The following is a 15,667-nucleotide window of genomic DNA, read 5'->3' on the forward strand; positions in this document are numbered from 1 at the left end:
CACGTAGGCCACCCGGCCCACCCTACGAAGATCGAGTTAGTGCGCAAACTCAGGCCCCCGGCGACAGCGAACCCGCTGATCACCCGGCCGCGAACACTCCCAAGATCAACATCTGTCCGAAGTCAGGCCCCGACGAGCTGACCATCGCGACCGTGCCCGCGCTGCTGGCCGAGCGCGGCGATCCGTGGGCCGATCGCGCGCCGCAGTCGATCGAGCCGCTGCTCGCGATGTCGGAACGCGACATGGCCTCGGGACTGATGGACGCGCCATGGCCGCCGCAATATCCGAAGATGCCCAACGAACCGCCGCGCGTGCAGCCGAGCCGAGCCAAGAAGGGTGAGTGACTACTCGGTCGTCCAGCGCACCCAGGCGCCGGTGCGTCCGCTGCCCTCGCACACCAGGGCGCGCCCGTCGGCGGTGCGGCCGGACTTGGAGATGGTCGGGTCGCATTTCGCGCCGCTCTCGTACTCGCCGGTGCCGACGTTGTACGGACCCGACCACAGGTAGCCGCCGCTCGCGCCGTTGATCCCCAGGCACAGCAGGGTGCCGCCGTCGGAGCCCTGGCCGATCGCGCCGAGCTGCGCCTCGGTGCACGAGGCGCCCTTGCGCGCGGTGAGCAGGGTGGTCGCGGCGGCCGTGGTCGGGCTCGCCGAGACGGTCGGCGCCGCGGTGGTTGGCGGGATGGTCGCGATGGTCGGTATCGGGGTGGGCGCCACGGTCTGGGCCGCGACGGAGGTCTCGGCGCGCGAGAAGTTGTCGGTGAGCGAGCCGGGGTCGAGGACGAAGAAGGCCACGACGGCGGTGGCTTCGGCGGCGCCGAGCAGCAGGGCGAAGGTCGCGATGGCGCGCCCGCGCGGGTAGCCGAAGGAGATGAGTCCGAAGACCAGCGCGACCGGGAACAGCAGCAGCAGCGCCGCGACGAGGGCGACCACCGCGTAGGGGTTCACGATCGGGAGCAGGTCGTCACCGCCGTCGCGATCGTCGGCGCGCTGCGGCCAGCGCTGTTCACCGCGAGCTTCCGGCCAGCGCTCCTCCTCCGGCTCCTGCCAGCGCTCGCGTTCCTCCCACTGTTGCATACGTGCCATTCACAGTCCCTCTCGCGTAACACCATTCGCGCAGGAACCTCGTACTGCCCGAATCCGCCCCCGATAACGACACAGAATAGGGGCAGAAAGCAAACATATGGCTGGAATGTTCGATCGGTCACCCACCTGCTCCCGGACTTGCCATTCGATTCCCACCGTCAGCGCATGAATTCGCGGTGCCGTAACGAACCGGCAAACAATTCTTCCAGCGCGATTTCCCGGCGGGCGGGAGCGGCGGATCCGCCTCGGGAGAACCGCATCGCCGCAGCTCCCGTGGTTCGGCATCGGACGCGTCGATGCATTCGATGCCGAACCGCGCTTCATCGTCCGAGGTCGATCTTGGGCATCGTCTCGGTGACCAGCGTGGTCAGCATGTCGACCAGCAGCGTGTGGACCTGTTCGCGGCGCAATGTACCGCGCACGATCCATTCCCGGCCCGCGACCTTCACCAATCCGCCGTACGCGCGCACCAGTGCGCGCAATTGCACACCGTGCGTGGAATCGGCCATGCCGACCATCAGCAACATGCGTTCGGCGGCCGCGTCGTCGGCCTGGTCGAGAATCTGCTGCACTTCTGGATCGTCGCCGACGCCCTCGAGGCTGGTCACCTTCACCCAGGTGTTGCCGTGTTCGACGATCGTGTCGAGCAACCAGTCCACGCTGGCGTGTACCCGCGCGCGGTGGTCGCCCTCGGGAACCACCATGTCGTCGATGCGCGGCAGGGTCACCATGCGGCGCACGACCGCGAGGTAGAGGTCGCGCTTGTTGCCGAAGTAGTGGTTGATCAGCCCGCGCGCCACCCCGGCGCGCTGCGCGAGTTCGGCGGTCGAGACGGCCGCGTAGGGCCGCTCGCCGAACATGTCGATGGCGCAGGCCAGGATCTGGGCGCGCCGCTCGTCGGGTTCCAGCCTGCGCCGCCGCGGTGAATCGTCGGCGGCGGCATCGGCCGCCGACGCGGCGTATTCGGACGAGCCGGACTCGGGTTCAGAGAGACCGGGCAATGAGATCCTTCATCACCTCGTTGCTGCCCGCGAGGATGCGCAGCACGCGGGCGCCGGTGTAGAGCTGGGAAATCGGATACTCCGTCATATAGCCGTAGCCGCCGAACAGTTGCAGGCAGCGATCGACAACGATACCGAGCTGGTCGGTGAGCCAGTACTTGGACATGGCGGCGGTGGGGATGTCCAGTTCGCCGCGCACATGCTTGCCGATACAGTCGTCGAGGAAGGTCCGGCTCACCTTCGCGATGGTCGCGCATTCGGCCAATTCGAATTTGGTGTTCTGCATCGCGTACAGCGGTTTGCCGAACGCCTCGCGGCCCTTGGTGTACTCGACGGTCAGCGCGACCGCCTTCTCCATCATGGCGACCGCGATGATGGCGGTGACCAGTCGCTCCTGCGCCAGCATCTGCATCATCTGGTAGAAGCCCTGGCCCTCGGCCTCGCCGAGCAGATTGCCCGCGGGCACCCGCAGTCCGTCGAAGAACAGTTCGGCGGTGTCCTGGGCCTTGCCGCCGATCTTGTCGAGGATGCGGCCACGTTTGAAGCCGGGGGTGTCGTCGGAGACCTCGGCGAAGATGAGCGAGACGCCCGCGGCGCCTTTGCTTGGATCGGTCTTGGCGGCGATGATGATGCCGTCGCACAGCCAGCCGTTGGTGATGAAGATCTTCGACCCGGTGATGACGTATTCGTCACCCTCGCGCACCGCCCTGGTCTTGATGTTCTGCAGGTCGGATCCGGTGCCGGGTTCCGTCATTCCGATGGAGAGCACGATCTCGCCGCTCGCCGCCTTGGGCAGCACCCGCCGTTTGAGGTCGTCGGAGCCGAAGTGCTGCAGGTAGGGCGCGACGATCGTGCTGTGCACGGGCAGGCCCATCGAGCCGTCGCCCGCCCGCGCCTGCTCCTCGATGATCGCGGCCTCGTGGGCGAAGTGGCCGCCGCCACCGCCGTATTCGGCGGGCGCCGACGGGCACAGCAGGCCCAGTTCGCCCGCCCGGTTGTAGAGGTGGCGATCCGGGTGGCCCTGTTTCACGTACTTCTCTTCGTGCGGGACGACCTCCTTCACGAAGAAGCCGCGCGCGAGTTCGCGCACCGCCTCCACCTCGTCGTCACTCCACGCCGCACGTGCCATCGCCGATCCTCGTCTCACTACCTGGTTTCGTCCGCGCGCGGCCCGACCGGCCCGCGCCATCAGATTCCCGCACTATTGGCGAGCTGTCAACAGAACCGTCGGCCCGACGAGCCCTCGAGCCGGGACGCGTCGACCGAATGCGACAATGGCCTGGCACACCCGCCCCCGTTCACGAAGGATCGCCCCGCATTCCGATGGCCGCTCACATTCCGTCGCCGACCATGACCGACCCAGCCATCGACCCCGATGACCTGGCCGTATGCCTTCGGGTACTGGACCGGGCGGGCGGCTTGGACAAGGACCACCCGGATTCGATCGCGGTGCAGCGGGCCGTCGGCCACATGTTCAAGAAGCTCAAGCAGCGCAAGCGGCGCGAGGCGAGGGCCGCGGTGTCCGATGCCGACCGCGCGGTGGTGGCGGCCACGGCCACCGGCTCGCCGAACCGCATCGACGACGAGACCGCGGGCATCCCGATCAGTTCCGCGACCGAAGGCGCCAGCGCGGGCACGCTGCTGCGCCCACGCCCGTGCTACATCTGCAAACAGCGCTACACCAGGGTGGACGCGTTCTACCACCAACTGTGCCCCGACTGCGCCGCCGACAGCCACGCCCGCCGCGACGCCCGCGCCGACCTGCGCGGCCGCCGGGCGCTGCTCACCGGCGGCCGCGCCAAGATCGGCATGTACATCGCGCTGCGGCTGCTGCGCGACGGCGCGCACACCACCATCACCACCCGGTTCCCCAACGACGCCATCCGCCGCTTCGCCGCCATGGACGACAGCGCCGACTGGCTGCACCGGCTGCGCGTGGTCGGCATCGACCTGCGCGATCCGGCCCAGGTGGTCGCCCTCGCCGACGACGTGGCCGCGCGCGGCCCGCTCGACATCCTCGTCAACAACGCCGCCCAGACCGTGCGCCGCTCCCCCGGCGCCTACAGCGCGCTCGTCGACGCCGAATCCGCGCCGCTGCCCGCGGGCGCCCTGCCGGATGTGGTGACCTTCGGCAAGACCATGCAGGCCCATCCCACCGCGCTCACCGCGTCGCTGGCGCCGACACTGACCGCGGCCGAGGTCGCCGAACTCGCGTTGGTCGCGGGATCGGCTACGCCCGAACGCATCTCGCGCGGCATCGCGATCGATGCGGGCGGCCTCGTCCCCGATCTCGCGCACACCAACAGCTGGGTGCAGACCGTCGCCGAGGTGGATCCGACCGAACTGCTCGAAGTGCAGCTGTGCAATTCGGTGGCCCCGTTCATCCTGATCTCGCGGCTGCGCCCCGCCATGGCCGCGGCGTCCGCGCGGCGCAAGTACATCGTGAACGTCTCGGCCATGGAAGGTCAGTTCTCCCGCGCCTACAAAGGTCCGGGGCATCCGCACACCAATATGGCCAAGGCCGCGCTGAACATGTTGACCCGCACCAGCGCCGGTGAGATGTTCGAACAGGACTCGATCCTGATGACCGCCGTCGACACCGGCTGGATCACCGACGAACGCCCGCACTACACGAAGATGCGCCTGGCGGACGAGGGTTTCCACGCCCCGCTGGACCTGGTCGACGGCGCGGCTCGCGTCTACGACCCGATCGTGCGCGGCGAGCGGGGCGACGACGTCTACGGCTGCTTCCTCAAGGACTATCGCCCGTCGCCGTGGTGAGCGCCGAGCACAGCCGATTCCGGCGGCCGCGGTCAAGCCGGATAATGCCTATGCTGGATGTGTGCTGTTCCGGCTCGCGGCCGACCTCACGGCCGCCGCGCACTTCGCCTTCATCGCCTACGTGGTGGTCGGCGGTTTTCTCGCCTGGCGGTGGCCGCGCACCATCTGGGCGCATCTGGTCGCCGTCGGATGGGGATTCGGCACCATCGTCGCCGGCTACGACTGCCCGCTGACCCACCTCGAGGACTGGGCGCGGCGCCGCGCCGGCGAGGCCGGGCTGCCGTCGAGCGGATTCATCGACCACTATCTGACCGGGGTGATCTATCCGGAGAGCGCGCTCGGGCTGGTCCGGGCGCTGGTCGCGGTGTGCGTGGTGGCGTCATGGGTCGGGTTCGCGCTGCTGCGCCGTCGCGCCGGACGCGACCGGAGTCCGGCGGCCTCGTGAGCGGTTGCGCCGGTGCGGCGCGCCCCGCAGGAGCCGAGCACATTGCACCGGGGTTGCCGGCCAGCGCCCTGTGACTTCGGTACAACATGCCTCGCACGGAACTATTACTGTCGTTCGGGTGAACGATCACGCACGGCTGGTCCACGATTACGAATTCGGCATCGGAGCTCCGCTCTCGGCCATCGATCGCGTCCCCGACCCCGGCGGGAATCTCGCTGCCACACTGCCTGTCTGGGCGTTGGCGGCCGGATCGATCGCGGCGTTGGCGGCGGCGGCCAACCGGATGCGCGACGCGCACGGACTGGCGCCGGTGACGCATCGCATCGATCCGCAGCGGATCGCCGCGTCGTTCTCCAGCGAGCGACTACTCCGGTCCGAGGGTCGCCCGCCCGCCATCTTCGCGGATCTGTCGGGCTTCTTCCCGACCTTCGACGGCTGGGTGCGCACCCACGCCAACTATCCGCACCACCGCGCGCGATTGCTGGCCTGCCTCGGACTGTCGGAGAACGCGCCCATGGATCTGGCGGTCGCGCAGTTGGCGATGAGCCGGGCCTGTGACGTGGAAGAAGCCGCTGCGGCCTACGGCGCGATCGCGGTGCGGGTGCGCAGCGAGGAGGAATGGCTCGGAACTCCGGAGGCGGTGGCCGCGGCGTCGGGTCCGCTCGTCGCGGTCGAGGCGCGTGCGGATCGCGCGAGCAGCCAGTTCCGCTCCGACGCCACGCCGTTCCAGCCGTTACGCGGCGTACGGGTGCTCGATCTGACGCGGGTGATCGCAGGTCCGGTGGCGACCCGCACGCTCGCGCTGCTCGGTGCGGAGGTGCTCCGGGTGGATCCGCCGTTCCTGCCCGAGATCTCCTGGCAGTATCTCGACACCTGCCAGGGCAAGTTCTCCACGCGGGTCGATCTGCGGGAACCCGCCTTCGACGAACTGCTGACCTCGGCGGACGTCCTCGTCACCGGCTATCGGCCCGGTTGCTTGGAATACGCCGGACTCGACGTCGCGCGCCGTCCCGGTCTGGTGCACGGGCGGGTGAGCGCGTGGGGCGAGAGCGGGCCGTGGGGCGCGCGCCGCGGCTTCGACAGCATCGTCCAGGCCGCGACCGGCATCTCGATCGTCGAGGGCGCGCCGTCGGTGCCCGGGGCGCTGCCCGCGCAGGCGCTCGACCACGCCTCGGGGTACCTGCTGGCCGCGGGTGTCATCGACGCGCTGGCGGCGCGCACCTACGACGGCGTCGGCCGCGATGTGCGAGTGTCGTTGGCGCGCACCGCGTCCTGGCTGCTGGCCGCGCCCGGACGCACGGTCGGGCACCCGCAGGCGACGCCGCCGCATCCCGATGCCGCCGTGGCACACGGGTCCCTGGTGACGGCCGCGCCAGCGCTGGCCGAATACCCGGACTACGCGTGGCCCGCGCCCGGTTACGGCAGTAACTATCCGGCGTGGCCGGTGCGCACGCGCTGACGGTCGGGCCGCGTTCGCTCCGGTCGGTACATGTCCGGCGCAATCAGTCGGCGCCGGTCACGATCAGCCCGCACCCGCCACGGTCGGTCCGCGTCCGCCACGGTCGGTACACGTCCGGCACATCAGTCGGCGCCGGTCACGATCAGCCCGCGCCTGCCACGGCGAGGCAAGCTGCTGCAAAGCGCTGTCCGTCCGGGACGCCGGTGTCCGGGGCGATCAGCCACAGCACCGAAAGTCCTTGGGTCAAGCCGAAATACAGTTCGGCTATGGCCAGGGCCGCGTCGGCGGTGAGGACGGGGTGGGTATCGCGCAGTGCGGTCGCCAGATCGGCGTAGGCGCCGGCGAGTCCGTCGGCGAGGTAGGTGACGGGCTGGTCGGCGCGTGCGGCGCGCAGCATGTTCTCCACGCTGGCGAGCATGCTCTCGCGGTTGGCGGCGAACAGGGCGGGCAGTCCGTCGATCATCGTGGCGAATGCCTGCGCCAGCGGCATGCCGTCGGTGCCGCGCACCAGCGCGTCCATTCCGTCGCCGATGCCGGTGCCGAGCGCTTCGGTGAGCGCCTCGGCGACGAGGCGTTCCTTGGAGCCGAAGTGGTAACCGATGGCGGCCAGGCTCACCCCGGCCGCGGCGGCGATATCGCGGGCGGTGGCCTTGGCGACCCCGCGCTCCATGATGACCTTGCGCGCACCCGCCAGCAGGTCTTCCCGGTTTCCCATCCGGCCAGCCTACAACAGTGTCTGAGACATACGTGCCAGACATCTGTACCAGCACCGGCGATCGTGGTATGCCACGTGGTCGCTAGGCTCGTAGCGTGCCGCAGCCGATCATCATGGACGTCGATACCGGCATCGACGATTCACTGGCCCTGCTCTACCTGCTCGCCTCCCCCGAGGCCGAGATCGTCGGAATCGCCGCGACCGCGGGCAATGTCGCCGCCGCGCAGGTCGCGGTGAACAACCTGGCCTGGCTCGACGTGTGCCGCGCGCCCGCGATCGAGGTCGCGCTCGGCGCCGCCGAACCGCTCGCGGTGCCGCTGCGCACCACCGAGGACACCCACGGTCCGCAGGGCATCGGCTACGCCGAACTCCCCGCGCCAACCCGGCACCTGTCGCGGCGCTCGGCGGCGCGGATGTGGGTGGAGACCGTGCGGGAACGCCCCGGCGAGGTCGTCGGGCTGTGCACCGGGCCGCTGACCAACCTGGCGCTGGCGCTGCGCCTTGAACCCGAACTGCCGCGACTGCTGCGGCGGCTGGTGATCATGGGCGGGGCGTTCAACCACCCCGGCAACACCACGCCGACCAACGAGTGGAACATCCACGTCGACCCCGAAGCCGCCAAGGAGGTCTTCGACGCCTTCGCCGCGGCGCCCGCCGATCGCCGTCCCATCGTCTGCGCCCTCGACATCACCGAAACCATCGAGATGCACCCCGAGCATCTGCGCAGGCTCGCCGAACGCGCCGGATGCCCGCCACGCGATCCGGCGCGCGAATCCGACCCCGAAGGCACCCGCTCGTCAGCGCCCAACCCGGTGGTGCGCCACGTCGAGGACGCGGTGCGGTTCTACTTCGAATTCCATCGCCGCTACGATCAGGGCTATCTCGCGCACATGCACGACCCGTTCGCCGCCGCCGTCGCGCTCGACCCGAGTCTGGCGATCCTGCGGCCCGCGACGGTGGACGTGGAGTTGGCCGGGACCATCACCAGGGCGACCACGGTCGCGGACTGGTCGGGGATGTGGGGGCGCGAACCCAATGCCGACATCGTGGTCGCCACCGATCCCGCCGCCTTCTTCGACCGGCTGATCGCACGCGTCGGCGACTTCGCGCGTGCGGTGCATCCGCTGGTGCCACAGGAGATCTCGTGAACGACGCCGACTACATCGCGCGGCTGTGCGAGCGTCTGGACCTACCGGGCATCATCGACATGCACACCCATTTCATGCCGCACAGCGTGTTACGCAAGGTGTGGGCGTACTTCGACGCGGCCGGTGAGATGGCCGGTCGGCCGTGGCCGATCACCTATCGCGAGGACGAACCGGTGCGGTTGAAGATCCTGCGCGACTTCGGCGTTCGCGCTTTCACCTCGTTGGTGTACCCGCACAAGCCCGAGATGGCGGCCTGGCTCAACACGTGGACCGCCGAATTCGCCGCGAACACCCCCGACTGCCTGCACACCGCAACCTTCTATCCCGAACCGGGCGCCGAGACCTACGTGGCCGAGGCGATCGCGGCGGGCGCGCGAATCTTCAAGGTGCACATCCAAGTCGGTGATTTCGACCCGCGCGCCCCGCACCTGCGCCCGGTGTGGGGGCTACTCGAGGACAGCGGCGTGCCCGCCCTCGTGCACTGCGGTTCAGGTCCGATACCGGGCAACCACACCGGTCCCGAGCCGATCACCGAACTGCTGCGCCGCCATCCGCGCCTGCGGCTGATCATCGCGCACATGGGCACCCCCGAATACTCCGAATTCCTCGATCTCGCGACGGAATACGACGGCGTACACCTCGACACCACCATGGTGTGGACCGATTTCACCGAAGCCGACGCGCCTTACCCCCCGAACGAACGACCACGCCTGCTCGACCTCGGCGACCGCATCCTGTTCGGCAGCGACTTCCCGAACATCCCCTACCCGTACGGACATTCACTGTTCGCACTGGAACGGCTCGAGCTGGGCACGGAATGGCTGCGCGGCGTCTGCTACGGCAATGCCGCGCGAATGTTCGCTATCGACACCTAGTTTCAGCGTCTGTGCGCGGCGGGACAACTCGCTTGGCGCCACCCGACAACCGACGACAGCGCGAATATTTGGTATCGACACTTGGTTTCAACTCCCACGCGCGGCGACACAGCCCGCCGGGACGCAGCATCCGGCTGCCGATGACGGCGCGAACGCTCGGTATCGAATTCTGGATTCAGCCCTGCACGCGGCGAAGCGGCCCGCCGGGACGCAGCTGCCCGACAACCGACGACCGCGCGAAGCTCGGTAGCAATACCTGGTTTCAGCGTCCACGCACGGCGAGACCGCCCGTAGGCACGCTGCACCGGGGCCGATGGGACCGCGAATGTCCGGTATCGAGTTCTGGATTCAGCCCTGCGCACGGCGAGACAACCCGCTCGCGCGGAGCACCCGGCGGGCGATGGCGGCGCGAATGGCGTCCTCGCCGCCGATGATCCGCACGTTGCGCCGGGCCCTGGTGATCGCGGTGTAGAGCAGTTCTCGGGTGAGCAGGGTCGATTCGGGTTCGGGCAGCACCACCGACACGGTGTCGTACTGGCTGCCCTGACTGCGGTGGATGGTCATCGCGAAAACCGTCGCCACGGCCGGGAACTGGGTGGGATGCACCAGGTAGGGTGCGCTGCCGCGTTGCAGGGCCGCGCGCAGTGAGCCGTCGGGGCGGCGCACGATCACACCGGTGTCACCGTTGTAGATGCGGGCCTCGTGGTCGTTGGCGGTCACCAGCAGCGGCTGGCCCGGATACCATGGCGCGTGCGGTGATTCGGGGCCCGCGCCACCAGCGGCGGCCCATTCGGCGGCCATGCGGTCCCAGCGTTCCACGCCGAAGGGGCCCTGCCGGTGCGCGCACAGCAGACGGTGCGATTCGAGGGCGGTGAGCGCGCCCGCGGCGTCGCCGTCGAGCGCGGCGGCGGTGACCGCGAGCGCCGCCGCGACGACGTCCGCACGCACCGCGGCGGTCCGGTCCGGCGGGAACAACGACAGTTCGGTCCCGCCTTCGCGCAGCAGTGCGACGGCGGTGTCGGCATCGCCCGCGCGCACCGCGACCGCGAGTTCGGCGATTTTGCCGCCGAAGCGGCGACCGCGGGTCAGCCGCACGATACCGCCGCGCATCCTCGCGCGTTCCAGCTCCGAGAACTCCTCGACACCGACGACTTCCGACTGTGTCGAGCCATCGATCGGAGGTGAGCCCGCAACCGGTGTCGTGCCGCCGGTCGAGGTCGTGCCCACGATCGGAACCGCACTTCCCGGCGAAGTCGCACCGCCGGGCACAGCCGCACCGTCAGACGAAGCCACGCCGTCAGACGAAGCCACGCCGTCAGACGAAGCCACATCGTCGGACCGAGCCACATCGTCGGACCGAGCCACATCGTCGGACCGAGCCACGCCGTCAGACCGAGCCACGCCGTCAGACGGCGGTGCACCTGGTATCGACGTCGGGCCTGCCGTCGGAGTCGCGCCCGCTATCGGCGTCGCGACGGAAAGTGTTGCACTGCCGAGGATTTCGTACAGAGCTGGGTTCGGCGCGCCCGCTACCGGGCCAGCGACCAGGTCGGCGAGGACCGCGCCCGCGTCCACCGAGGCCAGTTGGTCCGGGTCGCCTGCGAGTACCAGGCGGGTGTCGGGACGGAGGGCTTCCAGGAGGCTGCTCATCATGGTCAGCGACACCATGGAGGTTTCGTCGACCACGATCACGTCGTAGGGCAGGCGGTTGAACTCGTGATAGCGGAAACGGGTGCCGCGGCCGCGCTGCCAGCCGAGTAGACGGTGCAGGGTGGCCGCGGTCAGTTCGGGGAGGCCGAGGGCTGCCGCCTGTTCGCGGACCGCCTCCTGGAGTCGGGCCGCGGCCTTGCCGGTCGGCGCGGCCAGCGCGATCCGCAGCGCTTGCGCCTTCGGGTCGGCCTTGCGGTGCGCTTCGAGCAGCGCCAGGATGCGGGCGATGGTGTGGGTTTTCCCGGTGCCGGGTCCGCCCGCGACCACGGTGGTCCAGTGGGTGGCGGCCAGTGCGGCGGCGACCCGCTGGCGATCCGCCATGGCGCCGTGCGCGTCGGTGTCGAAGAGGCGGTCGAGTTCGCGGCGCACCACCGCGGGGACGACCACCGGGTGGTGGGCCGCGCGTTCGGTGAGCACCCGCCGAATCGTCTGTTCCTGCCGGAAATACCGGTCCAGGTACAGCAGCGGTCCGCCGTCGGTCCCCGGCTCGGCCTCCACCAGCCGCAGCGGCGTCAGCGGACCGGCCTTGCCGCCGCGCACCAGCGGACTCACCCGCAGCGCCGCGACGACGGCGTCGATATCGGGCCACGGCAGGGTCGCGGGGTCGACGCCGATCCCGTCCTCGCGACCTTCGTCGGCGTCCACGCCGATCTCACGCAGCCGAGCCACCTCGAGACACACCGACCCCGACCGCACCGCGCGCACCGCCAGCGCCGCCGCGAACAGCACCTCCTGGCTGTCCTCCCCGCCGAGTCGGCCCAGACGCAACGCGACGTGCACGTCGGCGGCGGACAGCACACCCGCCTCGTTGAATATCCGCAACGCACCGGTGGCACGCTGCGCCAGTTGGATCGAAGTCACCGTGCCGCCCCTTCGGGTAGATCCGCAGCCATCAGCGTGTCCAGCGCCCGCCATCGCGACACACCACATACCGACGGCGTGCCCGCGGCGATCATGCCGCGCACGAACAGGCACGCGCAGCCACCGAGGCGCAAGCACGGACCGTAGCGGACCGAGGTCATCGAGTCTCCCCAGCCAGCAGATCCGAGATCGCGGTGATCAGCGTATGCGGCGGCTGCCAACGGAACACACCGCAGCCGGGCGGTGTCTCCGCGCCGATCATGCCGCGCACGAACAGGTATGCGCAGCCGCCGAGGTGCAGGCGGGGATCGTAGTCGGGCATCCGCCAGCGTAGGTAGCGGTGCAGGGCAACGGAATACAGTAGCGCCTGGAGCGGGTAGTGCGAGCGGGTCATCTCCGCGGTCATGCGGTCGGGGGTGTAGTGGGCCACGGTCAGGTCGCCGACGCCGAGGCGGTTGGTCTTGTAGTCCACGATCACGAAACATGGTGTGCCGGTGTCGGAGTCGGTGATCCGCAGCACGGCGTCGATGCTGCCGGTGAGGTAGCCGCGCAGCGGGGTTTCACCGAGTGCGGCGACCTGGTCGGCGTAGTCGCGGAAAGGGTCGTCGGGGTCGAGGTGGGTGTGCAGTAGTTCGGCGACGGCGCGCAGCGTGGCCGATGCCTCGGTCGGCGCGTCACCGCCCGCGAGTGGCAGTTCGAATTCCAATTCGTTGAGCTGGTCGCGCATCCGGATGTCGGCGAGGCGGCCGAAGCCGAGCGGGGTGTACAGCACCGCGAGCAGCGCGCGCGCCAGATGCTCGACGTCGATGTCTGCGAGAGCCTCCGCGACCGCCTCGGCGCAGCGGTCGCGTAGTTCTTCGGCGAGGTCGGCGGACTCGCGGTCCACCCGTTCGAGGATGCCGTGCACGAGGGTACCGAATTCCGCTCCGTAGGGCAGGCCGTTCATCGGCGAGGGCGCGCCCTCGGTCGGTTCGTCCGGCGAGGCGGGTGTGTCGGAGGGCTCGTCGCCGAGGTCGCGCTGGTCCTCGGGTTCGGCGTCGGTGACGTACTCGTGCGCGTCCGCGGTCAGCGCCGAATAGGAAGTGCGGCGCCAGTATTGGTCGACGACGCGGGTGAAGCGGGCGGCGGCCGGTGCGCCGGAACCGTTCTCGGCGCGCGGGCGGCGGATCGCGGCGGTCTCGGTGTCTCGCACCGCGGTCACCGAGATCGCGCGCGGATGCCCGGCCGCCCACGCCGTGAGGTTCGCGACCGCGACGGCGTCCGCGGGCACCGACGCGCGCGCGGGCACCTGCGGCCCACCGCCGTTCCGACCGAGGATAAGCCGGTGCAGCGGCGCGGTCGCGGTGGTGAACGCGGGCGCCCACCAGGCGACGATCTGGCATTTCGCCCTGGTCAACGCGACATACAGCAGCCGCAGTTCCTCACCGGCCTCCTCGGCCTCGGCGCGTGTCCTGCGTTCGGCGAAACCCCTGGCCTCCTGGCCGCCCACGTCGAGCACCCGCGCGCCGTCCTCGTCGTGGAACAGCAGCGTGCTCGGTTCGGGTTTGGCGTTGTCCCACGCGAAAGGCAGGTAGACGACCGGGAATTCGAGTCCCTTGCTGGCGTGCACGGTCGCGATCTGGACGGCCGCGGCGTCGCGGTCGAGGCGTCGGCTGCGGTCGGCGACGCTGCCGGAGGCGGGTTCGCGGATCCGGTCCGCCAGCCACCGGGTGAGCGCGGTGAGCCCGAAACCCTCGACCAGCGCGGCGTGATCGAGCAGTTGCGCGATATGGCGCACGTCGGTGAGCTGCCGTTCACCGTTCTCGACGGTGAGCAGTCGTCCCGCGAGATCGGTTTCCGCGCTGAGCTTCTCGAACACGGCCGCGAATCCGGCGCGGGCGAACAGGCGGGCCGCCTCGCGCAGCTGCGCGCTGACCCGACCGACCAGATCCGCTCCGCCGCTGTCGAGTTCGGCCGCGCCGACGCCGAGTACGGGCGTGCTCGCGGCCAGCCGGACCCGGTCGGAGCGGTGCGGCTGTTCCAGCGCGCGCAACACCCACAGCCAGTCGGTGGCGCTGTCGGTCTCGAAGACGCTGGTGCCGCCCGCGAGCACCGAAGGCACGCCGACCCGGTCCAATGCCGCACGCACCACATCGATCTGGGACCGCCGCCGGACCAGCACGGCGATATCCCCCGGCCCGATCGGACGCGGCTCGTCGGCGGAGTCGATGCGGGCGCCGGACTCGAGCAGCGCGGCGATATCGGCGGCGAGGTCTTCGGCCACTTTCGCCCGCAAGCGCCCCACCGTGGGAAAGCCGGACCGGTTGAGCGGCCCGGCGCCGGTGCGACCGAGGCATCGCAGTCGCAGCGGCGTGATCAGCTCCTCGGGACCGGACAGCCTGCTCCACGGGCGGGTCGCCGTCACCGGGTGCACCACGATGTCGGGGTGGCCGAGCGCCGCGCCGCCCTGAAGATGGTCGAGCGCGGCGAGCAGTCCGGCGTCGCTGCGCCAGTTGTCGGTGAGCTCGCGGCGGCTGTCGGAATGGGCGACGGCATCGAGGTAGCTGAGTACTTCGGCGCCGCGAAATGCGTAGACGGCCTGCTTCGGGTCGCCGACCAGCACCGTGGTGGTGTGGCCGTGGAAGGCGCGGCGCAGGATGTCCCATTGCAGCGGGTCGGTGTCCTGGAACTCGTCGACCAGCGCGACCCGGTATCGGTCCCTGATCCGCGCGCAGGCGGCTTCGCCGTGCACCGGATCCGCGAGCACGTCGTGCAACAGGACCAGCAGGTCGTCGAAATCGCGCAGACCCGCCAACCGCTTGCGCCGCAACGTCTCCGCGCGCGCCGCCGCCGCGAACGCGACCCGCTCGCCCTCCGGTCCATCACCTGCTGGCACGAGCCGCGCGTGCGGGTCGGCCACGGCGGCCAGCGCGAGGGCGTGAGCCGCTCTGAGGTCGAAGGGCGGCCCGGACTTGGCGTAGCGGTGCAGATACAGGTCGTCGGCGACGGTGCGGACGAGTTCGTCCACGGATTCGACCAGCCGCACGCCGGGATCGTGTTCACCGGCGAGCCCGAGTTCGTCGAGCATGCGCTGACAGAAGCTGTGCGTGGTGACGATGGTGCCCGCGTCGAAATCCGACAGCGCCGCGAGCAGCCTGGCGCGGGCGCGGCTCACGTGTTCGGCGTCGCCGCGCGCGAGGTGGCGGACCAACTCGTCGGGGTGGCGCGCCGAATCGGGCTCGGCCAGTGCCGCAGCCACCGCCACGAAGCGGTCGCGGGCGCGTTCGCGCAGTTCCCGCGTGGCGGCGCGGCTGAAGGTCACCAGCAGCAACTGCGAGATGTCGATGCCCGCCTCGGCCACGTACCGGACCGCGAGCCCGACGATCGCGTGCGTCTTCCCGGTGCCCGCGCTGGCCTCGAGCACCGTGGTGCCGCGCGGCAGCGGCCCGAACGGATCGAAGGGGTCGGCCGACCGGAGTGCCGGAACCGACAGGTCCGCGTCCTGAATCATCATGCCGGACCTCGACTTCCGTATACCGGTCCCCGCCTCGCGGTGGCGAACAGCCTACTGCGGCCGGTGCGCCGAATCGGGGACCTCGTGCGCGCGT

12 protein-coding genes and 1 pseudogene are annotated in these 15,667 nt (G+C 70.1%); 6 read left to right on the forward strand and 7 right to left on the reverse strand.

Translation table 11 applies throughout. From position 1 onward, the window contains the following. Positions 1–344, forward strand: a pseudogene (locus tag IT779_RS37545) (hypothetical protein); the annotation flags it as partial. Here IT779_RS37545 and IT779_RS08050 read toward each other — a convergent pair. The 3 genes from IT779_RS08050 to IT779_RS08060 form a co-directional block, all read right to left on the reverse strand. Then, positions 345–1,085, reverse strand: a complete 741-nt coding sequence (locus tag IT779_RS08050; RefSeq protein WP_196148594.1) for a hypothetical protein — start codon at positions 1,083–1,085, stop codon at positions 345–347. 320 nt (positions 1,086–1,405) lie between these two features. Beyond that, the gene (locus tag IT779_RS08055) at positions 1,406–2,086 is read right to left on the reverse strand and encodes a TetR/AcrR family transcriptional regulator (protein ID WP_196148595.1); all 681 of its coding nucleotides are present in this window, start codon (positions 2,084–2,086) and stop codon (positions 1,406–1,408) included. Then, positions 2,070–3,215, reverse strand: a complete 1,146-nt coding sequence (locus IT779_RS08060) for an acyl-CoA dehydrogenase family protein (protein ID WP_196148596.1) — start codon at positions 3,213–3,215, stop codon at positions 2,070–2,072. Before IT779_RS08060 ends, IT779_RS08055 begins: the two co-directional genes overlap by 17 nt. A 221-nt stretch (positions 3,216–3,436) precedes the next feature. On the opposite strand from IT779_RS08060, the gene IT779_RS08065 reads away from it, so the two are divergent. The 3 genes from IT779_RS08065 (at position 3,437) to IT779_RS08075 (ending at position 6,771) form a co-directional block, all read left to right on the forward strand. Then, a complete protein-coding gene (locus IT779_RS08065) occupies positions 3,437–4,867 on the forward strand; it encodes an SDR family NAD(P)-dependent oxidoreductase (protein WP_196148597.1) in 1,431 nt (476 codons plus the stop codon). Positions 4,868–4,928: 61 nt separating this feature from the next. Then, positions 4,929–5,312, forward strand: coding sequence for a DUF2784 domain-containing protein (locus tag IT779_RS08070; protein WP_196148598.1), 384 nt, complete (start codon positions 4,929–4,931; stop codon positions 5,310–5,312). Between the two features lie 118 nt (positions 5,313–5,430). Further along, positions 5,431–6,771: a CoA transferase gene (locus IT779_RS08075; protein ID WP_196148599.1), complete on the forward strand. Its 1,341-nt coding sequence runs from the start codon at positions 5,431–5,433 to the stop codon at positions 6,769–6,771. A 142-nt stretch (positions 6,772–6,913) separates the two neighbouring features. On the opposite strand, the gene IT779_RS38450 is transcribed toward IT779_RS08075, so the two are convergent. Then, the gene (locus IT779_RS38450) at positions 6,914–7,486 is read right to left on the reverse strand and encodes a TetR family transcriptional regulator (RefSeq protein WP_196148600.1); all 573 of its coding nucleotides are present in this window, start codon (positions 7,484–7,486) and stop codon (positions 6,914–6,916) included. Between the two features lie 113 nt (positions 7,487–7,599). Here IT779_RS38450 and IT779_RS08085 point away from each other — a divergent pair, with 113 nt between their 5' ends. Together IT779_RS08085 and IT779_RS08090 are read left to right on the forward strand one after the other, a co-directional pair. After that, positions 7,600–8,634 (forward strand): nucleoside hydrolase, encoded by a 1,035-nt coding sequence (locus IT779_RS08085; RefSeq protein ID WP_196149133.1) that lies wholly within the window; start codon positions 7,600–7,602, stop codon positions 8,632–8,634. Beyond that, positions 8,631–9,509, forward strand: coding sequence for an amidohydrolase family protein (locus IT779_RS08090; protein WP_332838712.1), 879 nt, complete (start codon positions 8,631–8,633; stop codon positions 9,507–9,509). The genes IT779_RS08085 and IT779_RS08090 overlap by 4 nt, the downstream gene beginning before the upstream one ends. Positions 9,510–9,857: 348 nt before the next feature. Here the strand turns inward: IT779_RS08090 and IT779_RS37555 are convergent, their stop codons facing one another. The 3 genes from IT779_RS37555 to IT779_RS08110 are packed head-to-tail and all read right to left on the reverse strand — an operon-like array spanning position 9,858 to position 15,573. Then, positions 9,858–12,080: an AAA family ATPase gene (locus IT779_RS37555; protein ID WP_332838713.1), complete on the reverse strand. Its 2,223-nt coding sequence runs from the start codon at positions 12,078–12,080 to the stop codon at positions 9,858–9,860. After that, entirely contained in the window at positions 12,077–12,241 is a 165-nt protein-coding gene (locus IT779_RS08105) for a hypothetical protein (RefSeq protein ID WP_196148601.1), read from the reverse strand. Before IT779_RS08105 ends, IT779_RS37555 begins: the two co-directional genes overlap by 4 nt. After that, complete coding sequence (locus IT779_RS08110; RefSeq protein WP_232541565.1) at positions 12,238–15,573, reverse strand: UvrD-helicase domain-containing protein; 3,336 nt, start codon at positions 15,571–15,573, stop codon at positions 12,238–12,240. Before IT779_RS08110 ends, IT779_RS08105 begins: the two co-directional genes overlap by 4 nt. Positions 15,574–15,667: the final 94 nt, after the last annotated feature.

The sequence above is a fragment of the Nocardia bovistercoris genome (assembly GCF_015674855.1).
GTDB classification, from domain to species: domain Bacteria; phylum Actinomycetota; class Actinomycetes; order Mycobacteriales; family Mycobacteriaceae; genus Nocardia; species Nocardia bovistercoris.